We start from the raw sequence: 23,143 nt of genomic DNA, 5'->3' as shown, positions 1-23,143 counted from the left end.
ATAGCGTCAGTCGATCCGCCCGATCTTGCGCACCACGGCCTCGAGCCGCCTGGCGTCGGCTTCGAAGAATCTGGTGAACTCCGGCGTGTCCATGTAGGCGATCGGCGAGCCGGCGGTCTGCAGCGCGTTCTTCACCCGATCGTCGTTGATCGCGCGCTTCAAGCCGTCGCGCAGCTGCGTCAGCAGCGGCTCGGGCACGCCGGCCGGCGCGAACACGCCCGACCAGATATAGTACTCGATGTCGTAGCCCAGCTCCTTGAGCGACGGCACGTCAGGGAACAGCGGCAGCCGTTTGGCACCCCAGCCTGCCAGCGGCCTGAGCTTGCCGGCGCTGATCTGGCCCGCGGCGATCGAAGGCCCGAGCAGGCCGATCTCGACCTCCTTGCCGAGGATGGCGCGCAGCGCCGGGCCGCCGCCGTTGTAGGGGATGTGGTGCAGCTTGATGCCGGCCTCGTAGGCGAACATCTCGGTGGCCACGTGATAGGTGCCGTAGGTGCCCGACGAAGCATAGGGGATCGAGCCCGGCTTGGCCTTGGAGGCGGCGATGATGTCTGCCAGCGATTGGTACGGGCTGTCGGCGGGCACCACGAGGATCGGCGGATCGGCGGTGACCAGCGCGATCGGCTGCAGCTGCGAAAGCTTGAAGGCCGGCGGCCGATTGAACAGCTCGTCGGCCACCGGCAGGGTCGAGACGCTGGCCAGGGCCATCAGAAGCGTGTAGCCATCGGGCTTGGCCTGGGCGACCGACGCGGTACCGATCGCGCCGCCGGCACCGCCCTTGTTCTGCACCACGACGGGCTGGCCCCAGATCTTCTCCAGCGCCGCCGCCACCGGCCGCGCCGAGACATCGGCCACGCCGCCGGGCGGGAAGCCCACGACCATCGTCACGGCGCGATCGGGAAAGCGCTCTTGCGCCGAGGTGGTCCAAGGCGCTAGCAGCGCCAGCACGAGTGCCAGTCCGGCCGTGCGACCCATGTGGCAACCCTCCGGTTGTCGTTGGCCGGATCATGTCGCCGTCGTCTTGCCACGCCAAGCCGCTTGTTGGCTGGTCGAACTGAGCAGGGAGTGGGAATGGCACGCCGCAAGCGCCGGCACCATCATCGCGAATCATCGGGGGGCGGCCGCGTGCTGATCACTGCCCTGGTTTCACTCGTCGTGCTGGTTGTCGGCGCTATGGTCGCGGCGTGGTGGTGGCTCGACAGCGAGGCCGAGCCCTTCGCCGCCGACCGCGCCGAAACCGCACAGACCGCCGACGTCGCGCTGGTGCTGGGCGCGGCGCCCTTTCTCGCTGACGGCAAGCCCAACCGCTTCTTCGAGTACCGCCTTGATGCCGCCGCCGATCTCTTCCGCGCCGGCAAGGTAAAGTACCTGCTGGCCAGCGGCGACAGCGTTTCCGACCCTCACTACGACGAGACCACGGCGATGAAGCGCGGCCTGGTCAAGCGCGGCGTGCCGGCCGAAGCGATCTATCGCGACACCGCCGGCGTGCGCACGCTGGACTCGGTGCTGCGCGCCCGTGACCTCTACGGCCAGCGGCGCATGGTGATCGTCTCGCAGGACTTCCACGTGCGCCGTGCCGTGTGGCTGGCGCGCGAGCACGGCATCGAGGCGTTTGGCCTCGATGCCCAGGGTGTCTCGCCCTTCGATGCGCTCGACAGCTGGGCGCGCCAGTTCCCATCGGCGCTCAAGGCGGTGCTCGACATCTGGACCGGCTCGGTCGCGCGCTATCGCGGCAAGCCCGTACGCATCGGCGTCGATCCGGCGGATTGAGCGCGTTTACCGCGGGTTGCGCGCTCAGCGGCGCACTTGCCGGGGGCACCGGACGGTGCATTCGAGGAATTGGCCGCGACATGATGTCCACCGGGCCGGGGTGGCGAACGGCGGGCGAGGTGGAGCCGGCCTTGCAGGATCGTGCCGGCGCAGCCAAACCAAGCGCCTGACAGCGGTTTCATGATGCGGTACGCCCTACGACCAAAGTCGAGCTTGCCGGTCGGCACAATGTCGATATGCCATTGATGGGGCGTCGGAAATCGCACGCACCCGCTTGGCAAATGCCTGCCGCGACGGCATGTTGCGGCGCCAAAAGAACTTGCCGACCCAGTACCTGCCGACGACGGAACCAGCCTCATGAAAATCGCTGTGCCGAAGGAGCGCAGGCCGCACGAGACCCGTGTTGCCGCGACCCCCGAAAGCGTCAAGAAACTCAAGGGGCTGGGGTTCGAGGTCGTGATCGAGAGCGGGGCCGGCGTGCAGGCCGCCTATCTCGACCAGGCCTACGCCGATGCCGGCGCCGAGATCGCGCCCGACGTGGCCAGCGCGCTCGGCGACGCCGACGTGATCTTCAAGGTGCAGCGGCCGATGATGGCGGACGAGGGCGTCGACGAGGTCGCGCTCATGAAGCCCGGCGCCGTGCTGCTGGCGCCGCTGGGCGCCATGGTCAACAAGCCGCTGGTCGACGCGCTGATGACGGCGAAGATCTCGGCATTCGCGCTCGAGCTGACGCCGCGCATCACCCGCGCGCAGTCCATGGACATCCTGAGCTCGCAGGCCAACCTCGCGGGCTACAAGGCGGTGATCGACTGCGCCGCCGCTTTCACTCGCGCCTTCCCGCAGATGATGACTCCGGCCGGCACGGTGGTGCCGGCGCGCGTGTTCATCATGGGCGTCGGCGTCGCGGGCCTGCAGGCCATCGCCACCGCGCGCCGCCTGGGCGCGATCGTCACCGCCACCGACGTGCGGCCCGCGACCAAGGAGCAGGTGCAGTCGCTGGGCGCGAAATTCGTCGCCGTCGAGGACGAGGAGTTCAAGGCGGCCGAGACCGCCGGCGGCTACGCCAAGGAGATGTCGGCGGAGTACCGCGCCAAGCAGGCGGCGCTGGTCGCCGAGCACATCAGGACGCAGGACATCGTCATCACCACGGCGCTGATCCCCGGCCGCAAGGCGCCGGTGCTGGTCAGCGAGGACATGGTGAAGTCGATGAAGCCGGGCTCGGTGATCCTCGACATGGCGGTCGAGCAGGGCGGCAACTGCCCGCTGTCGCGCCAGGGCGAGACGGTGCTGCACAACGGCGTCAAGATCATCGGCCCGTGGAACCTGCCGGCCAGCCTCGCCACGGACGCCAGCAACCTGTTCGCCCGCAACCTGCTGGCCTTCGTCACGCCGCTGGTCGACAAGGAGACCAAGGCGATCGCGCTCAACATGGACGACGAGGTCGTCAAGGGTGCGCTGATCACCCATGACGGCGCCATCGTCCATCCCCAGCTCCAGCCGGCCGAGTGAGCCCATCATGAACGACGAACTCGCCGCCAAGGCGGCCGACCTCGCCAAGCAGGCCGCGGAACTCGCCAGGGCCGTCGCCGGCTTTGCCGACGAGGCGGCGGCGGCCGCCGCCACCCTGCCAGGCGCGGTCGCCGGCGGGGCTCAAACGCCCTTCATCACCCTGCTGACGATCTTCGCCTTGGCCTGCTTCGTCGGCTACTACGTGGTCTGGCGGGTGACGCCGGCGTTGCACTCGCCGCTGATGGCCGTCACCAACGCGGTCTCCTCGGTGATCATCGTCGGCGCGCTGCTGGCCGCGGGCCTGAAGGGCTTCGGCTGGCCGCAGCTCTTCGGCTTCATCGCCGTGACGCTCGCCGCCGTGAACATCTTCGGCGGCTTCATCGTCACGCATCGCATGCTGGCGATGTTCAAGAAGAAGCCGGCGGCGGCGAAGAAGTAGGGGCGGACAAGGACCATGACCCAGGACCTCGCCTCCTATGGCTACCTGATCGCGGCTATCTGCTTCATCATGTCGCTGCGCGGGCTGTCCTCGCCCGAATCGTCGCGTGGCGGCAACCGCTGGGGCATCGTCGGAATGGCCATCGCCATCGGTGTCACCATCGCCACCCCCGGCGTCGTCAGCTACACGCTGATCGCCGTCGGCCTGCTGGTTGGCGGCGCGATCGGCACGTTCATCGCCATGCGCATCGAGATGAAGGCGCTGCCGCAGCTGGTGGCCGCGTTCCATTCCCTCGTGGGCCTGGCGGCGGTTTTCGTGGCCGCCGCCGCCTTCATCTCGCCCGAGGCATTCGGCCTGGGCGCGCGGGGCAAGATTCATGTCGGCAGCCTGGTCGAGATGGGCCTGGGCACGGCGATCGGCGCCATCACCTTCACCGGCTCGGTCGTCGCCTTTACCAAGTTGCAGGGCCTGGTGTCGGGCGCGCCGCTGGTCTTCCGCGGCCAGCATTTCCTCAATGCGCTGCTCGGCCTGGGCATGGTGGCGCTGCTGGTTTGGTTCGCCGCCAAGAGCTCGCCGTCGGCCTTCGTGCTGCTGATCGCGATCTCGCTGCTGCTCGGCTTCCTGCTGATCCTGCCGATCGGCGGCGCCGACATGCCGGTCGTCGTGTCGATGCTGAACTCCTACTCGGGCTGGGCGGCCGCCGGCATCGGCTTCACGCTGGCGAATACCGCGCTGATCGTCACCGGTGCGCTGGTCGGCAGCTCGGGCGCGATCCTGAGCTACATCATGTGCAAGGGCATGAACCGCTCGATCTTCAACGTGATCCTGGGCGGCTTCGGCACCGATTCGGGCACGGTGGTCGGTGGTACCAAGAACGAGAAGCCGGTCAAGCCGGGGTCGGCCGACGACGCGGCCTTCCTGATGTCCAATGCCGGCTCGGTGATCATCGTGCCGGGGTACGGCATGGCGGTGGCCCAGGCCCAGCACGCGCTGCGCGAGATGGCCGACATCCTGAAGAAGAAGGGCGTCGACGTCCGCTACGCCGTCCATCCGGTCGCGGGGCGCATGCCCGGCCACATGAACGTGCTGCTGGCCGAAGCCAACGTGCCCTACGACGAGGTCTTCGAGCTCGAGGACATCAACCGCGACTTTCCGAGCACTGACGTGGCCTTCGTCATTGGTGCCAACGACGTGACGAACCCGGCGGCAAAGACCGACCCGAAGAGCGCGATCTACGGCATGCCGATCCTCGATGTCGAGCGGGCGCAGACCGTGCTGTTCGTCAAGCGCGGCATGGCGGCGGGCTATGCCGGCGTCGAGAACGAGCTGTTCTTCCGCGACAACACCATGATGCTGTTCGCCGACGCCAAGGTGATGTGCGAGAACATCGTCAAGGCGCTGGAGAGAATGCACTGATTTGCCTTCTCCCCGCGCAGGCGGGGAGAAGGATTGTGGTCATGACCCGCGCCTATGAGGCGATCCTCTTCGATGTCGGCGGCCCGCTCGACATGGAGTTCGCGTGGGAGATCGCGGTCGATTCGGCGATCGCCGCGGCTTGCGCGCTCGAGGGCATCCGTGTCGACGAGGAGATGCTGGCCGCCGCCAGCCGTCGCGCCGTCGAGGTCTTCGCGTCGGACGCCTATACCCACATGGTCGAATCGCTGTGCGGCGGCGATCCCCGGGCCAGCGCGCGCGTTCGCCGGCGCGTGCGTGAGACCCTGTCCGGCCTTGACACTTTCCAGCTGCGCCCGGGCATCGACGCGCTGCTGCAACGACTCGTGGTGCGGGGCCTGAAGCTGGCGATCGTCGCCAATCAGTCCGCCAGCGCCGTTGATCGGCTTCAGCGGGCCGGCATCGGGCGGCACTTCACGCATCTCGCGCTGAGCGAAGTGGTCGGCGTGCGCAAGCCGGATGCGGCGATCTTCCTTGGCGCCGCCCAGGCACTTGGCGTCCCGCCGCAGCGCTGCATCATGGTCGGCGACCGCATCGACAACGACATTGCGCCGGCCAAGGCGCTGGGCATGGCGGCTATCCGCTTCCGCTCCGGCCGCCACGCGCGCCAGCAGCCGCGCAGCCCGAGCGAGGCGCCCGACGCCGATGTCGTCGACGTGCTCGAGCTGGAGCGGGCGATCGAGGCGTTGTTGAGCGGCTAGCCAAAGCTGTCGTCCCGAGCGCAGCGAGGGACCCAGGGTCGGCCTGAATCCCTCGATGCGCTCGGGATGACAGAATACGTCAATGCCAGTGCGCGTGGTGGTGCTGGCCGCCGCCGAAGCGGTCGATGTGCAGCGGCGTCTTGGCCAGGCCGGGGCAGAACGTGCCGACGATCTTCTCGAGCCGCTCGTAGAGCAGCTTCGACGGCTTGTTCGCCGCCGACAGGCGCGCCCGCGCCGCCTCGGCCTTGCGTGCGAGGTCGGCCATGTCGAGAGAAAGCAGCCGGCGGTTCTCGACCACCATGCGACCGCCGATCATCACCGAGTGCACGGCCGAGCCGTCCTCGGTGTGCACGATCTGGTTGGTCGGATCGTTGAACGGGATCCAGTTCACATGGTGCAGGTCGAGGAACACGATGTCGGCCTTGTAGCCCTCGGCGACGCGCCCGATCCTGTCGCCGAAGCCCAGCGCGCGGGCGCTGCCGACGGTGGCGGCTTCCAGCACCTCCTCGGTTGTGACCCAGCGCTGCCACTCCGGCCCGCGCGATTTCGAGACCATCGAGGCCAGCCGCATGTTCTCGTACATGTTCTGGTTGTCGGAGCAGCTGGCGCCATCGGTGCCGATGCCGACGTTCACCTTCCTGTCGAGCATGCCGCGCATGTCGGCGAGCCCGTTGCCCAGCCGCATGTTGCTGCCGGGGTTGTGCGAGACCGAGCCGCCCTTGTCGCCCAGAAGCCTGTTGTCGTCGTCGTCGAGCCAGACGCCATGCGCCACGGTGAAACCCGGGCCGACGAGGCCCAGGGAATCCATATGTGCCAGCAATGTTCTGCCATAGCGCTGGTAGCCGACCACCGCCTGCACCTTGGACTCCGCGACATGGCTGTGCAGGCCGACGCCGAAATCGTGCGCCAGCCTCAGGCAGGCGCGCAGGAAGTCATCGGAGCAGTGATGCGGGATGGTCGGCGCGACGGCCATGCCGATGTCGTGGCGATCGAGCTTCCAGCCGTTCAGTGTCCTGCGCATCGCCGCGACGCTCGACTTGTAGGGCGCGAGCCGGAAGCGCTCGACGTCCTTTTGCAGACCGGGTGAGAGGCGGTCGATCAGGCCGGGGATCGCCTCGAAGAAGCTGAGATCGGCGACCATCGGCGCCACGACGGCGCGCATGCCGACATCGCGATAGGCCTGGCCGACGGCTGCGAGGCCCTCGGGCGAGGGCATCGGGAACTCGCCGATCAGGTCGTAGGCGGCGGTGCAGCCCTTGAGCACCATCTCGGCCGCGCCGATCGTGGCGGAGAGGTACTTGTCCTCCAGCGTGCGGTTGCCATTGGTCCATGGCCCGGCGGTCAGCAGCAGTTCCAAGGTGATGCGATCGAGCATGCCCTTGGCGAGGTTGCCGTGGCTGTGCGTATGGCCGTTGATCAGGCCGGGGTGCATCAGCCGGTCGCGCGCGTCGATCTGCACGGCCTCGGCCGGCGCCGGCATGCCCGGTTTGCCGATGGCGGCGATGCTGTCGCCCTTGACCAGGATATCGGCCCTGGGCGCGGCGTGGCCGCGGATGTCGAGCAGCCTGCCGCCGCGGATGATCGTGTGTGTCGCCCTGGCCATCGCGCTCTCCCCTGCCTTCCCCAGGAGGGGGAAGGTGCCCGAAGGGCGGAAGGGGGATGTCTCAACGACATCGGTGTTCGTCTTCGACATCCCCCTTCCGTCGCTGCGCGCCACCTTCCCCCTCCGGGGGAAGGGAAGACAACAAAAAAGCCGCCGGGAACCGGCGGCTCGTCTGTCGTCGCGCGGACGCCGGCGGGGCTAGTAGCCCTCGCGCTCCATGCGCTTGCGCATCAGCTTGCGCACCCGGCGGATCGCCTCGGCCCGCTCGCGGGCGCGCTTCTCGGACGGCTTCTCGTAGTTGCGCCGCAGCTTCATCTCGCGGAACACACCTTCGCGCTGCATCTTCTTCTTCAGGACGCGCAGCGCCTGATCGACGTTGTTTTCGCGGACGAGAACCTGCACTTTGATCGAGCTCCAATCGCCGAAGGGGCCCCACGGGGCCCGGAATTTCGAAGGCCGGGCTTCTAACACAGGTCCTGGGGGTTGGGAAGCCTGCCCGGCCCGCCATATACAACGCTGACCACCGCCCGAGGGATGCGCCATGAGCACCGACGAGCCGACCGCTAACCCCTTGAAAGACAAGGTTCTTGACGCCGTGCTCGCGCACGTGCCGTTCGACGGCTGGACGCGCGCGGCGATCGACAGCGCCGTGCGGGCGGGCGCGATCACCCGCGACGAGGCCACTTTGGCCTTTCCCGGGGGGATGATCGACATGATCGCCTGGCACAGCCTCAGGGCCGACCGGCTGCTGGTCGAGGAGATGGAGCGGCGCGACGTCGCCAGCCTGAAGGTGCGCGAGCGGGTGACCCTGGGCGTGCGTATGCGGCTTGAGCAGAACGTCGTGCATCGCGAGGCGATCCGGCGCGCGCTGGCGATGCTGGCCCTGCCGTTCAACGGCCTGCTGGCGAGCAGGCTGCTGTATCGCACGGTCGACGCCATCTGGTACGCCGCCGGCGACACCGCGACGGACTTCAACTTCTACACCAAGCGCGCGCTGCTGGCGGGCGTCTACTCCTCGACCCTGCTGTTCTGGCTCAACGATCGCAGCGAGGGCTTCTCCGCCACCTGGGCGTTCCTCGACCGGCGCGTCGAGGACGTGATGCGCATCGAGAAGCTGAAGAGCCGCATGCGCGAGTTCGGCACGCGGGCTACGTCGTCGGCGCGCCCAGCCGGTTGACGTGGCCCATCTTGCGGCCGGCGCGCGCCTCGCGCTTGCCGTAGAGATGCAGCTTGGCGTTCGGCTCGGCGAGGATCGCCGGCCAGTCGTTTGCCTCCTCGCCGATCAGGTTGGTCATCACCACGGGTGATCGCACGTTGACCGGGCCGAGCGGCAGGCCGCAGATCGTGCGCACGAATTGCTCGAACTGGCTGGTGGCGCAGGCATCCTGCGTCCAGTGGCCCGAATTGTGCGGCCGTGGCGCCATCTCGTTGGCCAGCACGCGGCCGTCATGCGTCACGAAGAGCTCGACGCAGAGCAGACCGACGCCAGCCAGCGCCTCGATCGCACGACAGCCGATTTCCCTGGCCTGGCGAACCACGTCGGACGAGAAGCCGCCGGGAATGGTCGAGGTGTGCAGGATGCCCTGGCGATGCACGTTGCGCGGCGGCGGGAAGCTGAGCGTCGTGCCATCGAGCGCGCGCGCGACGATCACCGAGGCTTCCGCCGCGAAGTCGACGAATCCTTCTACGATGACTTCGCGTCCGCCGAGACTGGCCCAGATCGCCCGCAGGTCGCTCGACGCATCGAGCCGCGCCTGGCCCTTGCCGTCGTAGCCTTCGGTGGTGGTTTTGGCGATCGATGGTGCGCCCACCTCGCGTACCGCCGCGACGAATCCCGCCTCGTCCCGCGCCACGGCGAAAGGCGCAGTCGGCACGCCAATGCGCTCGAAGAAGCGCTTCTCGCGCTCGCGATGCTGCGCCACGCGCAGCGCCTCGACGCCGGGCCTGAGCGGTTTCAGCGGAGCGAGGAACTCGGCGCAGGCCACCGGCACGTTCTCGAACTCGTAGGTGATGACGTCGACCTTCGACGCGAAGTCGCCGAGCGCGGCGTGGTCGTCCCACGCGGCACGCGTCCAGGCGGCCGAGACGAGGGCGGCCGGTGATTCCGCCTCGGGCGCGTAGATGTGGCAGCGATAGCCGAGATTGCCGGCGGCGAGCGCCGTCATGCGGCCAAGCTGTCCGCCGCCCAGGATGCCGATGGTCGAGCCGGGCGGCAGTGCCGTCACTTGCTCTGCTCGTCAACCGGGACCTTGGCGACGGCCGCGGTCTGGCGCGCGCGCCACGCTTCGACCGCGGCCTGCACCCGGGGATCGGACAATCCGACAATGCTGGCGGCCAGCAGGCCGGCGTTGATCGCGCCGGGCTTGCCGATGGCCAGCGTGCCGACCGGGATGCCGCCGGGCATCTGGACGATCGACATCAGGCTGTCCATGCCCTTCAGCGCCTGGCTCTCGACCGGCACGCCCAGCACCGGCAGCGGCGTCATCGAGGCGGTCATGCCTGGCAGGTGCGCGGCCCCGCCCGCGCCGGCGATGATCACCTTGATGCCGCGCATCTTGGCCGACGCGGCGTAGTCCATCATCCGCCTGGGCGTGCGATGCGCCGAGACGATGCGCGTCTCGTGCGCGACGCCCAGCGCCTGAAGCGTCTCGGCGGCGTGGCGCATGGTGGCCCAGTCGGACTGGCTGCCCATGATGATGCCGACAACGGGCTTGGCCGCCGTCGAGGTCTTGCGTCTGGCCATGTCAGGAGATCACGTCAGAGGGTCACGCGATGATGTCGGGGATGAGACGGCTCTCAAGTTGCAGCATCAGGTCCTTGAGCACCAGCTTGCGTTTCTTGAGCCGCTGCAGCTGCAGCTGGTCGAAGGGCGGCTGTTCCGTCAGGCGGGCGATGACATCGTCGAGGTCGCGGTGTTCCTGACGCAGCGTCTCGAGCTTCGCCCGAATGGTGGCCAGGCCGTCGATGTCGTCGTTGTCCTGCATGTCCGGCGGACACTAGCAAAACCCGGCCCGCGCGTGTACGGCTTCCGGCGCGATGAGCGATTTCCTTCCCCATCCGTTCTGGAATTTTTCCCTCGAGGTCTATGGCGGCGACGGCGCGGCGCGCGCCTGTCTCGACCTGCAGGAGCGGCGCGGCGCCGACGTCAACCTGCTGCTGTACTGCGCCTGGCTGGGTGCCTCCGGCCGCGGCACGGTGACGGTGGAAAAGCTGCGCGCGGTGATCGCCGAGATCGCGCAGTGGCAATCGGAAGTGGTGCGGCCCGCCCGCGCGCTGCGCCAGAAGATCAAGGCGCTGGGCGGCGCCACCACGGGCTCGGGCGCCGATTTTCCGGCCCAGGTCGATGCGACGCGGCGCAAGGCCGCCGAGGCCGAGCTGGCGGCCGAGCATGTCGAGCAGCTGGTGCTGGCCGCGCACGCGCCGTTCTCAGGCGATCGCGACAGGCCGGTGCGCGAGCGGCTGCGCGCCGCCGTCGGCAATCTCGGCGTCTACGCCGTCTGCCTGGGCGTGACGCCCGACGATCGTGATCGCGAGGCCGTCGCGTCGATCCTCGCGGCGGCTTTTCCCGTCATGCCGCGCTTTGAGGTCGAGCGCTCGGTCGGGTTGCGTGCAAGCTCTACGGCATAGGCGCGCGTGTTCACATTTTGTGACTCGCGCATGTGCACGGTTGACCGTGCGCGGTGCGCGTACCATGTTCGAGATGTCCCGGACGGGATTGCGCCGTGGGCGTTGGAGAGCGCCCTGAGGTGTGAGCGCACCGCCTGCACGCGCGGCACCCGTCGGACGTTGGTTGAAACCACGGAAGGAGGATGCGCATGATCGCAGAGACTCCACCGGGCTACCGGTTCTGGTACCGCTGAGAAGCGGGACCACGACGCGACCGACGGACACCCTGACAAGGTCCACCCGCCGTCGCGTTGCTCACCCACAATCGAATAGTCTCTTTGCCGGGCAACCGGCCAGCGGCGCCGCTGGTGTCGAGGTGCGCGGAATTTGGATCCTTGAAGGATCATCGCGGGCGGAAGCCCCGGAGCCCCGATCTCACCGAGTGAGACGGGGCTCTTGCATTGGGGGGCCTTTGCGTTGTCAGCCGCCCCAGCGCTTCACGATCCCCGCGTCGAGATCGAACAGGTCGAGTATGCGGCCCACCGAGTGGTTGACGATGTCGTCGACCGTCGCCGGCCGGCTGTAGAAAGCCGGCATCGCCGGCGCGACGATCGCGCCCAGCTCGGACACCGTCACCATGTTGCGCAGGTGCACCGCGTGCAGCGGCGTCTCGCGCACCATCAGCACCAGCTTGCGGCGCTCCTTCAGCACCACGTCGGCGGCGCGCGTCAGCAGCGAACTCGAGATGCCCGCGGCGATCTCGCCCAGCGAACGCATCGAGCAGGGTGCGATCACCATGCCAAGGGTGCGGAACGAGCCCGAGGAGATCGCCGCGGCGAGGTCGGTGGGGTTGTGCGTCACGTCTGCCAGCGCCTTGACGTCCTTGACCTTGAGTTCGGTCTCGTAGGCCAGCGTGACCTCGGCGGTCCTGGTCATCACCAGATGGGTCTCGACCGGCAGCGCGCGCAGCGCCTGCAGCAGGCGCACGCCGTAGATCACGCCCGAGGCGCCGGAAATGCCGACGATCAGCCGGGGTTGTGGATGGTCGGGGCTTGACATGCGGGCCGGACCTTACCCCGACGCTGTGACAAAGTCGCCCCTCGGGCTGGCGCCGGTCCGCGAATCGGCGTTACACTTCGCCGTCTGCTACAGCTCGGAGGTTACCGATGAGCACGCCGGATCGTATCGAAGCCCTGAAGCAGCGGCACCAGGTGCTGGAACAGGCCATCGACGACGAGAACGCCAGACCCTATCCGAACGAGGAAGTGCTCCACGAACTGAAGAAGAAAAAGCTCAGGCTGAAGGACGAGATCCTCTCGCTGTCCACACGCCACTGACCGCCGCGCCGCGCTGAGCGGCGCTGCCCAGGGGTAGTGGTTCACCGGCCGGGCGCGATCCCGCGGGGCGCGCCAGCGGTTGATGGGGTCGGTTTTGCCGGCCCTTTTGCTGACCGCCTTTGGTGCGCTCAGCGCACCCGATGCAGGTTGACGGTCCAGCGGCTCAGGCCGCCGAAGAGCCCCGAGCTCGCCTCGCCGCGGCACACCGCGACATTGTCGGCGCCGACCGTGCAATCGAGCCGGTCCTGGTACCAGGTGGTGCCGTCGGAGCAGGTCGTGTCGGCATCGCGCAGGCGCAGGACCGTGCCCTCGTAGCGGCCTTGCGCCGCCGTGCGGCAGGTCATGCCGGCGCGCCGGAAGACGAAGCTGCCGCGGCCATTGGCGTCGAAGCAGTATTCCGACACGCCCGGCCCAGGCTGCTGCGGATGATGGCGGAACGGATCGGTGCGCCAGCAGCCCTGCAGGAACGATAGATCCGTGGTTGGCGCCTTGGGCAGGCGCAGGCGGCCGTCATCTGGCGGCCTGGGCGGATCCGGCTTCTTCTCGACCACCTGTGGCGGCTTGGGCGGCGGCTTGGGCGGATCGGGCTTCTTCTCGACGACCGGCGGCGGCGGTGCGGGCGGTGGTTTGGGCGGTTCCGGCGGCCTGCACGCCGCGTGCCGGGTGGCGAAGGTCTCGCGCAGCGAGGCCAGCGTGGCCTTCAGCCGCTCGGCGGCCTGCTGCGCCTCGCCGAGATCGCGGCTGAGCCCGATCGCCGGATCGGGTGGCGCCGGCGGGGCGGGCGGCGGCGGCACCGGCGGCAATTGCCTCACCGCGACGTCGGGCTCGACCGGGACGACCTGGCGCAGCCAGTAGGCCGCACCCAGCACCAGCAGGATACCCAGCAACCCGACCAGCAGCGCCGGCCAGATCGCACCGCGCCGGACGATGGCAGGTGCGACGACGGCCGCCGCGACGGGGGCCGCCGCGGGCGCGGCGGTGCTCGACACTGCGGCCGGCACCGTCGGGGCCGACACGATCGCCCCGGCGCCTTCGGCCTCGTAGCCCCAGCACACCACCACCGGCTGGTCGCCGACGAGGAACACGTAGTCGTCGGACGGCCGGCGCACGGCCAGCGCCAGCGCGCGCGCCAGCAGGCGGGCATCCTCGGAAGACGTCTCGGCGAGCCGCGCGCCAAGCCCCTCGATGTCCCTGGCGAGCGCCTCGACCTCGCTGAGCGCGGCGGCGCGCTCCCCGGGCGGCAGCGCCGAGAGCGGTGTCACCAAGCCCTCGGACTCGCTGTACCAGTCGATGCGGCGGCCGGCTCCCTCGGGTTGCGGCTCGGCGAGCAGGCGGGCATGGCGCTCGCTCAGCCGCCGACGCAGCACGCCGCGGATCTGCTCGTGCGCGGCGTGCAGCGGCTCGCCGCGTACGCCCAGCGGACGCACACCGGTCAGTGTCGATCTAACGAGCGTGGCGCCAGGCAAGTCGGGCGGGTCCCCGGGTGAGGGCGGCTACCGTACGCGATGCAGGTTGACCGTCCAGCGTTCGGTGCGGTTGCTGCCACTGCAGAAGGCGACGCCGTTGGCACCGGGCTGGCAATAGAGATGATCCTGCGCCCAGCGGCCGCGTGGCGAGCAGGTGGTGTCGGCATCGACCACGGCGAGCTGGCCGCCGTTGAAGCGCGCGGTGGCCGGCGCGCGGCAGGTCACGCCATTGTCGAAGCGGAATTCCATCGAGCCGTTGCCGCGCGAGTCGAAGCAGTAGGTGGCGAAGCCCGGCCGGATCGCCGGACCATGCTTGAAGGTGTCGGTGCGCCAGCAGCCCTGCAGGAACGAGTAGTCGTTGGTCGGCGCCTTGGGCATGCGCAGGCGATCGTCGCCCGGCGGCGCCGGCGGCACGGCGGGTGGCTTGGGTGGATCGGGTTTCTTCTCGACGACCTGCGGCGGCTTGGGCGGCGGCTTGGGTGGGTCGGGCTTCTTCTCGACGGCCTGCGGCGGTTTCGGCGGCGGCTTGGGTGGCTCCGGCGGCTTGCAGTCGGCGCGCTTGGCCTTGAGCTCGTCGCGCAACGAGGCAAGCGTGGCACGCAGCTTGGCCTCGTCGTCCTGCGCCGCGCCGAGATCCTTGTTGAGGCCGACGGCCGGGTCGGGCGGCGGCGGTGGCGCGGGCGGCGCCGGCGGCGGCGGCAATTGCGTCACCGCGACGTCGGGGCCAACCGGCGAGCATTGGCGCAGGAAGTACGAAGCGATCAGCGCCAGCAGAATGGCGAACAGGCCGATCAGCAGCCAGCGCAGCCACGGGAAGGGCGCGGCGGCCGCCAGGGTCGCCGGCCCGCTGGCCAGCACGGCGGCCGGCGCCGCCGTCGTTGCGGCAGGCGCGACGGCGGCGGGTGCGGCCGCCGGCACCATCGGCGGCGGCAGCAGCGTGCCGGCGGCGTCGGGCTCGTAGCCCCAGGCGACGATCACCGGCTGGTCGTCGATCAGGAAGATGTAGTCGTCCGACGGCCGGCGCGCCGTGAGCTCGAGCGCGCGGCCGGTGAGCTGCGCATCGTCGGATGGCGCGGCCTTGAGCGAGGCGGCGAGATGGGCGATGTCGTCGGAGAGTTTAGCGACCTCGGCGAGCAGCGACGCCTTGCGCTCGGGCGCCAGCTCGGCGAACGGCACGACCGCGCCCGGCAGGTCGCTATACCAGTCGATGCGCCGGCCACTCTCGTCGGGCTGCGGCTCGGCCAGCAGCCGCGCATGGCGCTCGCCCAGACGCCGGCGTACGACGCCGCGGATCTGCTCGTGCGCCTGGTGCAGCGGCTCGCCGCGCACGCCAAGCGGGCGGACACCGGTCAGGGTCGTGCGGACGAGATTGGTGCCGGCCACGGCAAAGACTCTGCGACTCGCGTTCGTTCGGGGCGCCGATTATGCGGGGCCAATTATGGCGCGCCTCGGGCGCAACGGTTTCGCCTTCCTACCGGCGGTGCAGGCGCACGGTGAAGGATGTGGCGGGATTGCGGCGACCGCCCGGTCCCGGCAGGTTGGTTTCGCCGCTGCACTGCGCGACGCCGCTTGCGTCCGGGCGGCACAGCAGGCGGTCCTGCGACCAGAAGCTGCCGTCGCTGCAGTTGGTGTCGGCGTCGGCGATCTGCAGCGTGTCGCCCTGGAAGCGGGCCCGTGCCGGCGCGCGGCAGGTGGTGCCGTTCTGCCAGACGAAGACCAGCTGGCCATTGCCGTGCTCGTCGAAGCAATAGGTGTGATGGCCCGGCGCATGGCGCGGCGTGTAGCGGAACGAATCGCCGCGCCAGCAGCCTTTGAGGAAGCTGTAGTCGTTGGTCGCCTTGGGCGGCAGCTTGAGGATCGGATCCTGCGGCGGCTTGGGCGGCGGTTTGGGTGGATCAGGCTTCTTCTCCACGACCTGCGGCGGCTTGGGCGGTGGCGGCGGGGGTTCCGGCGGCTTGGGGGGCGGGCAGGCCGCGCGCTTGGCGGCGAACTCGTCGCGCAACGATGCCAGCATGGCACGCAGCCTGTCGGCCTCGGCCTGCGCCTCGCCCAATGCCGCATGCAGGCCGATGCGCGGATCGGGCGGCGCCGGCGGGACGGCCGGCGCGGGCGGCGGCGGCAGGTGCGTCACGGCGATGATCGGTGATTCCGGCAGAAACTGACGCAGCACGTAGGCCGCGGTCAGCGCCAGCACGATGGCCAGCGCGCTCGCCAGCAGCCAGCCGAGCCACGGAAAAGGCGCGGCAGCGACGGCCACCGGCGCTGACGCAGGCGGCGGTGGCGCCGCCGCGATCGCCGGCACCGGCTCTGCGACGGCGGCGGGCGCCGCCGCCGGAAACGCCGGCGGCAGCAACGTGCTGGCGGAATCGGGCTCGTAGCCCCAGCACACGATCACAGGCTGATCGCCGACCAGGAACACGTATTCGTCGGACGGGCGGCGACAGGCGAGCTCGATCGCCTGGCCGGTGATGCGCGCGTCGGCCGATGGTGCCTGCTGCAACTGCGCGCCAAGGCCGGCGATGTCGGCGACCAGCGTGTCGACATCGGCCAGCGCAGTAACGCGCTCGGTCTCCGGCAACGACGCCATCGGGCGAACAGTGCCCGCCATGTCGCTGTACCAGTCGATGCGGCGGCCGGCGTCGTCGGGCTGCGGCTCGGCCAGCAGGCGCGCGTGCCGTTCGCCCAGCCGACGGCGGACCACGCCGCGGATCTGCTCGTGCGTGGCGTGCAGCGGCTCGCCGCGCACGCCCAGGGGGCGGACGCCGCTCAGCGTGGTGCGGACGAGAGTCGTGCCGGCCACGGCACCCCTGTCTGGTTAGAGCGCCTTCGCCCAGTCGCGCAGCACGAATTTCTGCACCTTGCCCGTCGAGGTCTTGGGCAGGTCGCGGAAGACGATGGTGCGCGGAATCTTGTAGCCGGCCATGTTGGCGCGGCAGAAGGCGGTGATCTCCTCGGCCGTGGCGCTCATGCCGGGCTTGAGCACGACGAAGGCGCAGGGCGTCTCGCCCCATTTCTCGTCCGGCCGCGCCACGACGGCGGCTTCCAGCACGGCGGGATGCTGGTACAGGACGCCTTCGACCTCGATGGTCGAGATGTTCTCGCCGCCGGAGATGATGATGTCCTTCGAGCGGTCGCGCAGCTCGATGTAGCCGTCGGCATGCGCCACGCCGAGATCGCCGGAATGGAACCAGCCGCCGGCGAAGGCCTCCTGCGTCGCCTTGGGATTCTTCAGGTAGCCCTTCATCACCAGATTGCCGCGGAAGAACACCTCGCCCATGGTCGCGCCATCGTTGGCCACCGGCATCATCGTCAAGGGATCGAGCACCGCCACGCCGTCCTCGGCGGCGTAGCGCACGCCCTGGCGCGCCTTCAGCCTGGCCCGCTCGGCGCTCGAGAGCTGGTCCCATTCGTCGTGCCAGGCGCAGACCGTGGCCGGGCCATAGACCTCGGTCAGGCCGTAGACATGGGTGATGTGGAAGCCCTGCTTCTCCACCGCCTCGAGCACGGCAGCCGGCGGCGGCGCCGCCGCGGTCATGAACTCGACGGTGTAGGGCAATTCGCGGCGTTCCTCCGGCGCGGCGTTGATGATGAAGTTCAGGATCACCGGCGCGCCGCACATGTGCGAGACGTCCTCGTCGGCCAGCGCGTCGAAGATGGTCTTGGCGCTGATGCGCCGCAGGCAGACGCTGGTGCCGGCGACCAGCGCGAGAGTCCAGGGAAAGCACCAGCCGTTGCAATGGAACATCGGCAGCGTCCACAGGTACGTGGGATGCATGCCCATCGCCCACTGCGTGGCGTTGCCATAGGCCGACAGCGTGGCGCCGCGGTGATGGAAGACCACGCCCTTGGGGTTGCCGGTGGTGCCCGAAGTGTAGTTCAGCGAGATCGCATTCCACTCGTCAGCGGGGTATTCCCAGGCATGGTCGGGGTCGCCGCCGGCGATGAAGTCCTCGTAGGTGAGATCGCCGACCGGCTCGCCGCCGGCATACTCCGAATCGGCAATGTCGATCACCAGCGGCTTCACGGTGGCTTTGGCCAGGGCATCCCTGATCACGCCGTGAAACTCGCGGTCGGCCATCAGCACCTTGGTCTCGCTGTGGTCCAGAATGAAGGCGATCATCGCCGCGTCGAGCCGCGTGTTGAGCGCGTTGAGCACCGCGCCGCACATCGGCACGCCGAAATGCGCCTCGTAGATCTCCGGGATGTTGGGCGCCATGACCGACACGGTGTCGCCGATGCCGATGCCGCACTTGTCCAGTGCCGAGGCCAGCCGGCGGGCGCGTTCGTAGGTCTGCCGCCAGGTGTAGCGGCGCTTGCCGTGCACCACGGATGGGCGGTCGGGATACACGCTGGCGGAACGCTCGAGGAATTGCAGCGGCGTGAGCGGCGCGTAGTTGGCGGCGTTGCGATCGAGATCGCGCTCGAAGATGTTGGCGCCCACCGGCGCCACGTGGTGCTTGCCGGCGGGCCGTGCCGCGGGCATGCGCACGGACGATGCGCGCGCCTTCACCGGCCGCCGCGGCGCGGGCCGCGCGGGCGGCACCACGGGCTTGGCGGCGATCGGCTTGGCCTTTGCCTTCGCCTTGGTGGCGACCTTGGCCTTCGCGGCAGGCTTCCTGGCGACGGGCTTCTTCGTCGCCTTGGCCGCTGGCCTCTTCGCGCCGCCCTTGCCCGGTTTCTTGCCCTTCGCCATTGCGATCCCTCGTACGCGTATTCTGCCGGACCCGATTCGAGCGCGAAGATTAGGACGGTTCGTGGGCGGACGGGAATGACGATTGCGCGCACGAGGACGATGACGACACGCCGTTTCGTAGGCGTGGCCGCCACGACACAGTGCGCCGGCGATCGACGGCGCCGCGTGCATTTCGCGTTGCCCGCCCGCCCGATGGCGCGTAGAAGCCGCGCCCTCACGGCCGGCGGGCCGAGTGGGTTGGGTTATTGCCTGCCACGCAGGAGGCCGGGTTCGACTCCCGGAGGCTTCGGCCCTAGCTCACGGAGAGCGCCGATCGCCGGGCGGCGCGAGCCGGTCGGCGACTACCCCAGCCCTGCACCACGCCCGCCGCGCCCCGTGGGATCTGCACGGGCCGAAGCGATTGGGTTATCGGTAACTGTTGGACCCGGGTTCGACTCCCGGCGGCGGCGACGCCGTAGCTCAGCGGCAGAGCGACAGTCGCGTGGCGACACGCGAGCCCCAGTCCGAAACATGCCCGTGCGGTGCTCCGGCGAGGATCGGCGCGGGCCGATGGTATTGGGTTATTGCCAGGCCGAAGGACCGGGTTCGATTCCCGGCGGCGGAATCCGCCGTAGCTCATGGACGGGCATCGGCCGCGCGGCGACGCGCTCTCCCAGTCCACCCCATGCCCGCGTCGATCCCTCCGGCGACTGTTTCCCCGGGAACAGCGGCGCGCGCCCTTTCGTGCTCTACTGCCGGCGCATTCATGAGTTCATCCGGCATCAACGGAGGCGGACCATGGCACGCGCGATGTGGATCGAGCCCGAGATCGTCGATCTGACCGACGTCAGCAACAAGCTCGAGCGCAAGGGCACGCGGCAGGCGTCGGCGGTCAACGCCGCCATCCTGCACCAGACCGCCGACGATCGCGGCAGCGAGCCGATGCAGTTCAAGAACACCAGGGCGCATTTCGTCGTGACCAAGACCGGCAAGATCGTCCGGCTGCATCCGGTCGAAGCCATGCTCTGGGCGTCGAACGCCTTCAACGATGTCGGCGTCGCCATCGAGTTCGCCGGACATTTCCCGACCGAGAAGGGCATCTGGTGGACGGGCAATTCGGCGCGCAACGTGCCGACGAACCTGCAGGTCGAGGCCGGTCGCGAACTCGTGCTGTTTCTGTACATGAAGCACGGCATCAAGCACGTCTATGCCCACCGCCAAGGCTACCTGCCGGACAACGGCATCTACAAGGCGGGCATCGTCAACCAGCGCTCGAACTGCCCCGGGCCTGATATCTGGTACTGCGTCGGCGAATGGGCGAAGTCCAACCTCGGCCTCGGCGACGGCGGCGCGGGCTACAAGATCGGCAACGGCACGGCGATTCCCGACAGCTGGCGAAGCGCCCGGGTCCCATCCTTCTGATCCGGTGTCGCGCGTTGCATCGATGACACAGGTCATGACGATCGCGCCGCCATGGCGTTTTCCGCGTTGCGCTCGACACGCGCCGCGATTACAACCCGCGCCCTCATCGCGTCGTCCCCGACGGGACGGCCGGTGGGATCGGCGCGGACTGTTCCTGTCCACGCCATGCCTCGCGATCCTTCCGGGTGGGTCGCGCGGCGCCACTTCATCCCCCGGAGGACGACCGATCGTGGGTAATCGCACACGAGTTACCAGACCAGCCGGAGCACCGGCGGAGCGCTGACGTCGTCCGCGCTGTCCGCCGGCGATCGACGCCTGGAGGACAGCATCATGAAGAACATCCTGACCATGTTGAGGTGGCCCCTCGGGGGCCAGCAGCGTCCGTTGCCCGGCGAGGCGATGGCGGCGAACGACGCCGGTGGCTACGTCTACGCGCTCGACGACTGGGCGCGGCTCGACCGTTTCCTGGTCCTGGGCAGCGAGGGCGGCACCTACTACGCCTCGGAGGTCGCGCTGACGCGTGGCAACGCGCAGGCGGTGACGCGGGTCATCGCGGCGGACGGCGCGCGCGCCGTGGCGCGGATCGTCGAGATCAGCGCCGGCGGCCGCGCCCCGAAGCACGACCCGGCGCTGTTCGCGCTGGCGCTTGCGGCCTCGGCCGAGGCGCCGCAGACCCGTGCGCTCGCGCTCGCGGCGCTGCCCAAGGTCGCGCGCACCGGATCGCAGCTGCAGCGTTTCGCCGAATACGTGCAGGGCCTGCGCGGCTGGGGTCGCGGCCTGCGGCGTGCGATCGCGCGCTGGTACCTCGATCAGAAGCTGTCGGACCTCGAGCTGCAGGCCATGAAGTACAAGGCCCGCGGCGAGAAGGGGCATCGCTGGTCGCACCGTGATCTCTTGCGCCTGGCGCATCCCCTGGCGCCGGCCGAGGACGTGGCGCGGCGCGCGCTGTTCGACCGCATCGCGCGGCCCGACGGCGGCTTCGAGCTGCCGGCGGCGCTGGCGCGCACCGCGGCGGCGGAGCGTCTGGCGAAGACCAAGCGGGTGGGCGAGGCGGTCAAGCTGATCGCCGACCACGACCTGCCGCGCGAGGTGGTGCCGACGGCGCTGCTGAACGAGATCGACGTGTGGCTGGCGCTGCTGCAGCGGATGCCGATGACGGCGATGCTGCGCTCGCTGGCGCGGATGACCGCGGCCGGGCTGTTGAGGCCCGGCAGCGGCTCGGAGCGCACGGTGGTCGAGCGTCTGGCGGATGTCGAGCGGCTGCGTCGGGCGCGCGTGCACCCGCTGCAGGTGCTGACGGCGCTGGCGGTCTATCGCTCGGGCCACGGCGTGCGCGGCTCGCTGCGCTGGCTGCCCTCGGCTAAGGTCGTCGACGCCCTTGACGGCGCGTTCTACCGCGCCTTCGCCGGCGTCGAGCCGGCCGGCAAGCGGGTGCTGATCGGCCTCGACGTGTCGGGATCGATGGGCGCCGGCCAGGTGGCGGGCTCGCCGCTCACGCCGCGCGAGGCGGCAGCGGCGATGGCACTGGTCACCCTGGCGAGCGAGCCGCAGACCGCGGTGGTGGCGTTCACCGATCGTCTGGTGCCGCTGGCGCTCTCGGCGCGGCAGCGTCTGGACGACGCGGTGGCGATGACGGCGAACCTGCCGTTCGGCGCCACCGACGTCGCGCAGCCGATGCTCTACGCGCTGGAGCACGGCCTGAAGGTCGACGCGTTCGTGGTCTACACGGACAACGAGACCTGGGCCGGCGCGGTGCATCCCGTCGAGGCGCTCAGGCGCTACCGGCGGGCCACGGGCCTCGCGGCGAAGCTGGTGGTGGTCGGCCTGACCTCGACCGGCTTCACCATCGCCGATCCGGACGACGCCGGCATGCTCGACGTCGTCGGCTTCGACGCTGCCGCACCGCAGCTGATCTCGCGCTTCGTCGCGGGAGCGATCTGAGACGGAGGAGGGAGCTCGAAAGAGCTCCCTCTTTTGTTGCGAGCGCCGGCGTTCCGCTGGCTCATCCCTCGAATCACCGGAACGGGCTGCCGTGGCGTTCGTCGGCGGCGAAGGCCTCGTCGCTCAGCGCGCGCAGGAAGGCGATCAGGTCGTCGCGTTCTGCCGCGCTGATGGTGAATCCGTTCAGACGTGAGTCCTTCAGCGGGCTGAACCTGTCAGACGAAGCGAGCGTCGGTGCGCCCGACGCGTAGCGGTCGATCACCGCCTCGAGCGAGGTCATCGAGCCGTCGTGCATGTAGGGCGCGCGCTGGGCGACGTCGCGCAGGCTGGGGGCACGGAAGCGGCCCATGTCCTGCGGCTTGTCGCTGCTCTCGATCAGGCCGCGGTCGATGGCGCGATAGGCGCCCTTGCCGTCGAGGTCGTAGAGGCCGGCATTGGCGTAGACCACCGGGGCGGCGCCGGGCAGCAGCCTGCCGGCCAGCGGCCCGAAGGTCGCGCCGGCGTGGCAGGCGCCGCAGCCGAGCCGGGCGTCGAAGAACAGCTTCTCACCGCGCTGCGCCGAGGGGCTCAGCGCCTCGCGTTCGCCGGCGAAGCGGAAGCGCTCGTAGGGCGTGGTGAAGGACACCAGCGAGCGCTGGTAGGCGGCGAGCGCCTTGATGATCTGGTCGAAATCGACCTTGCCGCCCTTGTCGGGAAAAGCCTCGGTGAACAGCCGGCGATAGGTCGGGTCGTGCTCGAAGCGGTCGACGACCGAGGCTTCGTGGCCGTTGGCCTCCATCTCGGGCGGATCGGCGCGGAACAGCGGCTGGTGCGCCTGGTCCTCCAGCGTCGTCATCCGATGATCCGCCCAGGTCAGGGTCTCGCGGTAGCCGACATTGGTCAGCGGCGGCGCGCGGCGGCGGACCTTGCCGCCGGTGACGCCGATCGAGGGATGGCGCGGGTCGCTGAAGGCGTGCTCGGGCATGTGGCAGGACGAGCACGAGATGTAGCTCGGGCCCGAGAGCTTCTGGTCGAAGAACAGCCGGCGGCCGAGCTCGACCTTGGCGACGCTCATCGCGTTGGCGGCGGGCACCGGCGGCGGCGGCAGCCAGGCGGGCAGCGCCCAGACGTAAGCCTGGGCCAAGGCAGGCGACGCGACCGAGATCATCAGGGCCGCGAGCGCAACGAGACGAAATGCGATCGGCATGGCGGTCACCCGGAATGGCCGGAGCATAGCACGTTGCCC

The 23,143-nt window shown here is 69.6% G+C and carries 22 protein-coding genes; 10 read left to right on the top strand and 12 right to left on the bottom strand.

Annotated elements, in window-relative coordinates; genetic code table 11:
- Window positions 1-6: 6 nt before the first annotated feature.
- Window positions 7-975 (bottom strand): tripartite tricarboxylate transporter substrate binding protein, encoded by a 969-nt coding sequence (locus KF889_28975; GenBank protein ID MBX3503493.1) that lies wholly within the window; start codon window positions 973-975, stop codon window positions 7-9.
- A 96-nt stretch (window positions 976-1,071) separates the two neighbouring features.
- Between KF889_28975 and KF889_28970 the strand changes: the two genes are divergently transcribed.
- The 5 genes from KF889_28970 to KF889_28950 all read left to right on the top strand — a co-directional run bounded on the left by KF889_28970 (window position 1,072) and on the right by KF889_28950 (window position 5,871).
- Entirely contained in the window at window positions 1,072-1,770 is a 699-nt protein-coding gene (locus KF889_28970) for a YdcF family protein (protein ID MBX3503492.1), read from the top strand.
- Window positions 1,771-2,127: 357 nt separating this feature from the next.
- Entirely contained in the window at window positions 2,128-3,279 is a 1,152-nt protein-coding gene (locus KF889_28965; GenBank protein ID MBX3503491.1) for a Re/Si-specific NAD(P)(+) transhydrogenase subunit alpha, read from the top strand.
- A 7-nt stretch (window positions 3,280-3,286) separates the two neighbouring features.
- Window positions 3,287-3,718: an NAD(P) transhydrogenase subunit alpha gene (locus tag KF889_28960; protein ID MBX3503490.1), complete on the top strand. Its 432-nt coding sequence runs from the start codon at window positions 3,287-3,289 to the stop codon at window positions 3,716-3,718.
- Window positions 3,719-3,733: 15 nt separating this feature from the next.
- Window positions 3,734-5,134 (top strand): NAD(P)(+) transhydrogenase (Re/Si-specific) subunit beta, encoded by a 1,401-nt coding sequence (locus tag KF889_28955; GenBank protein MBX3503489.1) that lies wholly within the window; start codon window positions 3,734-3,736, stop codon window positions 5,132-5,134.
- 41 nt (window positions 5,135-5,175) lie between these two features.
- A complete protein-coding gene (locus tag KF889_28950; GenBank protein ID MBX3503488.1) occupies window positions 5,176-5,871 on the top strand; it encodes an HAD family hydrolase in 696 nt (231 codons plus the stop codon).
- A 79-nt stretch (window positions 5,872-5,950) separates the two neighbouring features.
- Here the strand turns inward: KF889_28950 and KF889_28945 are convergent, their stop codons facing one another.
- Together KF889_28945 and rpsU are read right to left on the bottom strand one after the other, a co-directional pair.
- Window positions 5,951-7,474, bottom strand: coding sequence for an amidohydrolase family protein (locus tag KF889_28945; protein MBX3503487.1), 1,524 nt, complete (start codon window positions 7,472-7,474; stop codon window positions 5,951-5,953).
- A 198-nt stretch (window positions 7,475-7,672) separates the two neighbouring features.
- Window positions 7,673-7,876 carry a 30S ribosomal protein S21 gene (gene rpsU, locus KF889_28940; GenBank protein MBX3503486.1) on the bottom strand — a complete coding sequence of 68 codons (204 nt, stop codon included), beginning with the start codon at window positions 7,874-7,876 and terminating at the stop codon, window positions 7,673-7,675.
- Window positions 7,877-8,015: 139 nt separating this feature from the next.
- On the opposite strand from rpsU, the gene KF889_28935 reads away from it, so the two are divergent.
- The gene (locus KF889_28935) at window positions 8,016-8,651 is read left to right on the top strand and encodes a COQ9 family protein (protein MBX3503485.1); all 636 of its coding nucleotides are present in this window, start codon (window positions 8,016-8,018) and stop codon (window positions 8,649-8,651) included.
- Here KF889_28935 and KF889_28930 read toward each other — a convergent pair.
- Genes KF889_28930 through KF889_28920 form a run of 3 tightly spaced genes read right to left on the bottom strand, consistent with a single transcriptional unit; the run spans window position 8,623 to window position 10,458 of the window.
- The gene (locus KF889_28930) at window positions 8,623-9,699 is read right to left on the bottom strand and encodes a 5-(carboxyamino)imidazole ribonucleotide synthase (protein MBX3503484.1); all 1,077 of its coding nucleotides are present in this window, start codon (window positions 9,697-9,699) and stop codon (window positions 8,623-8,625) included. The genes KF889_28935 and KF889_28930 overlap by 29 nt on opposite strands.
- A complete protein-coding gene (purE, locus tag KF889_28925; GenBank protein ID MBX3503483.1) occupies window positions 9,696-10,217 on the bottom strand; it encodes a 5-(carboxyamino)imidazole ribonucleotide mutase in 522 nt (173 codons plus the stop codon). Before purE ends, KF889_28930 begins: the two co-directional genes overlap by 4 nt.
- A 22-nt stretch (window positions 10,218-10,239) precedes the next feature.
- Entirely contained in the window at window positions 10,240-10,458 is a 219-nt protein-coding gene (locus tag KF889_28920; GenBank protein MBX3503482.1) for a DUF465 domain-containing protein, read from the bottom strand.
- A 52-nt stretch (window positions 10,459-10,510) separates the two neighbouring features.
- Here KF889_28920 and KF889_28915 point away from each other — a divergent pair, with 52 nt between their 5' ends.
- Entirely contained in the window at window positions 10,511-11,101 is a 591-nt protein-coding gene (locus KF889_28915) for a TIGR02444 family protein (GenBank protein MBX3503481.1), read from the top strand.
- Window positions 11,102-11,560: 459 nt separating this feature from the next.
- On the opposite strand, the gene KF889_28910 is transcribed toward KF889_28915, so the two are convergent.
- On the bottom strand, window positions 11,561-12,139 hold the full coding sequence (locus KF889_28910; GenBank protein MBX3503480.1) for a UbiX family flavin prenyltransferase: 579 nt from the start codon (window positions 12,137-12,139) through the stop codon (window positions 11,561-11,563).
- Between the two features lie 107 nt (window positions 12,140-12,246).
- On the opposite strand from KF889_28910, the gene KF889_28905 reads away from it, so the two are divergent.
- Window positions 12,247-12,417 carry a DUF465 domain-containing protein gene (locus KF889_28905; GenBank protein MBX3503479.1) on the top strand — a complete coding sequence of 57 codons (171 nt, stop codon included), beginning with the start codon at window positions 12,247-12,249 and terminating at the stop codon, window positions 12,415-12,417.
- A gap of 128 nt (window positions 12,418-12,545) precedes the next feature.
- Here KF889_28905 and KF889_28900 read toward each other — a convergent pair whose 3' ends face one another.
- From KF889_28900 to KF889_28885, 4 genes are all read right to left on the bottom strand, one after another.
- On the bottom strand, window positions 12,546-13,883 hold the full coding sequence (locus KF889_28900) for a hypothetical protein (protein MBX3503478.1): 1,338 nt from the start codon (window positions 13,881-13,883) through the stop codon (window positions 12,546-12,548).
- A 27-nt stretch (window positions 13,884-13,910) separates the two neighbouring features.
- A complete protein-coding gene (locus KF889_28895; protein ID MBX3503477.1) occupies window positions 13,911-15,266 on the bottom strand; it encodes a hypothetical protein in 1,356 nt (451 codons plus the stop codon).
- A gap of 88 nt (window positions 15,267-15,354) precedes the next feature.
- Window positions 15,355-16,683, bottom strand: a complete 1,329-nt coding sequence (locus KF889_28890) for a hypothetical protein (GenBank protein ID MBX3503476.1) — start codon at window positions 16,681-16,683, stop codon at window positions 15,355-15,357.
- Window positions 16,684-16,698: 15 nt separating this feature from the next.
- Window positions 16,699-18,366, bottom strand: a complete 1,668-nt coding sequence (locus tag KF889_28885) for an acyl-CoA synthetase (protein ID MBX3503475.1) — start codon at window positions 18,364-18,366, stop codon at window positions 16,699-16,701.
- 987 nt (window positions 18,367-19,353) lie between these two features.
- Here KF889_28885 and KF889_28880 point away from each other — a divergent pair.
- Both KF889_28880 and KF889_28875 read left to right on the top strand, forming a co-directional pair.
- Entirely contained in the window at window positions 19,354-19,977 is a 624-nt protein-coding gene (locus KF889_28880) for an N-acetylmuramoyl-L-alanine amidase (protein ID MBX3503474.1), read from the top strand.
- A gap of 342 nt (window positions 19,978-20,319) precedes the next feature.
- The gene (locus tag KF889_28875; GenBank protein MBX3503473.1) at window positions 20,320-21,918 is read left to right on the top strand and encodes a TROVE domain-containing protein; all 1,599 of its coding nucleotides are present in this window, start codon (window positions 20,320-20,322) and stop codon (window positions 21,916-21,918) included.
- 73 nt (window positions 21,919-21,991) lie between these two features.
- Here KF889_28875 and KF889_28870 read toward each other — a convergent pair whose 3' ends face one another.
- Complete coding sequence (locus tag KF889_28870) at window positions 21,992-23,104, bottom strand: di-heme enzyme (GenBank protein MBX3503472.1); 1,113 nt, start codon at window positions 23,102-23,104, stop codon at window positions 21,992-21,994.
- Window positions 23,105-23,143: the final 39 nt, after the last annotated feature.

It is taken from the genome of Alphaproteobacteria bacterium, from assembly GCA_019635875.1.
Lineage (GTDB): Bacteria > Pseudomonadota > Alphaproteobacteria > Reyranellales > Reyranellaceae > JAFAZJ01.
Note: the sequence above shows the minus strand (reverse complement) of the source record. Positions and strands in the feature narration are given on the sequence as shown.

What these genes read in the sequence shown, in the direction of transcription:
- KF889_28960 (MBX3503490.1), top strand. Translation starts at nt 3,287, where the DNA reads ATGAACGACGAACTCGCCGCCAAGGCGGCCGACCTCGCCAAGCAGGCC.
- KF889_28910 (MBX3503480.1), bottom strand. Translation starts at nt 12,139, where the DNA reads ATGTCAAGCCCCGACCATCCACAACCCCGGCTGATCGTCGGCATTTCC.
- KF889_28950 (MBX3503488.1), top strand. Translation starts at nt 5,176, where the DNA reads ATGACCCGCGCCTATGAGGCGATCCTCTTCGATGTCGGCGGCCCGCTC.
- purE (MBX3503483.1), bottom strand. Translation starts at nt 10,217, where the DNA reads ATGGCCAGACGCAAGACCTCGACGGCGGCCAAGCCCGTTGTCGGCATC.
- KF889_28870 (MBX3503472.1), bottom strand. Translation starts at nt 23,104, where the DNA reads ATGCCGATCGCATTTCGTCTCGTTGCGCTCGCGGCCCTGATGATCTCG.
- KF889_28935 (MBX3503485.1), top strand. Translation starts at nt 8,016, where the DNA reads ATGAGCACCGACGAGCCGACCGCTAACCCCTTGAAAGACAAGGTTCTT.
- KF889_28945 (MBX3503487.1), bottom strand. Translation starts at nt 7,474, where the DNA reads ATGGCCAGGGCGACACACACGATCATCCGCGGCGGCAGGCTGCTCGAC.
- KF889_28905 (MBX3503479.1), top strand. Translation starts at nt 12,247, where the DNA reads ATGAGCACGCCGGATCGTATCGAAGCCCTGAAGCAGCGGCACCAGGTG.
- KF889_28880 (MBX3503474.1), top strand. Translation starts at nt 19,354, where the DNA reads ATGGCACGCGCGATGTGGATCGAGCCCGAGATCGTCGATCTGACCGAC.
- KF889_28885 (MBX3503475.1), bottom strand. Translation starts at nt 18,366, where the DNA reads ATGCCCGCGGCACGGCCCGCCGGCAAGCACCACGTGGCGCCGGTGGGC.
- KF889_28965 (MBX3503491.1), top strand. Translation starts at nt 2,128, where the DNA reads ATGAAAATCGCTGTGCCGAAGGAGCGCAGGCCGCACGAGACCCGTGTT.
- KF889_28975 (MBX3503493.1), bottom strand. Translation starts at nt 975, where the DNA reads ATGGGTCGCACGGCCGGACTGGCACTCGTGCTGGCGCTGCTAGCGCCT.
- KF889_28970 (MBX3503492.1), top strand. Translation starts at nt 1,072, where the DNA reads ATGGCACGCCGCAAGCGCCGGCACCATCATCGCGAATCATCGGGGGGC.
- KF889_28915 (MBX3503481.1), top strand. Translation starts at nt 10,511, where the DNA reads ATGAGCGATTTCCTTCCCCATCCGTTCTGGAATTTTTCCCTCGAGGTC.
- KF889_28920 (MBX3503482.1), bottom strand. Translation starts at nt 10,458, where the DNA reads ATGCAGGACAACGACGACATCGACGGCCTGGCCACCATTCGGGCGAAG.
- KF889_28955 (MBX3503489.1), top strand. Translation starts at nt 3,734, where the DNA reads ATGACCCAGGACCTCGCCTCCTATGGCTACCTGATCGCGGCTATCTGC.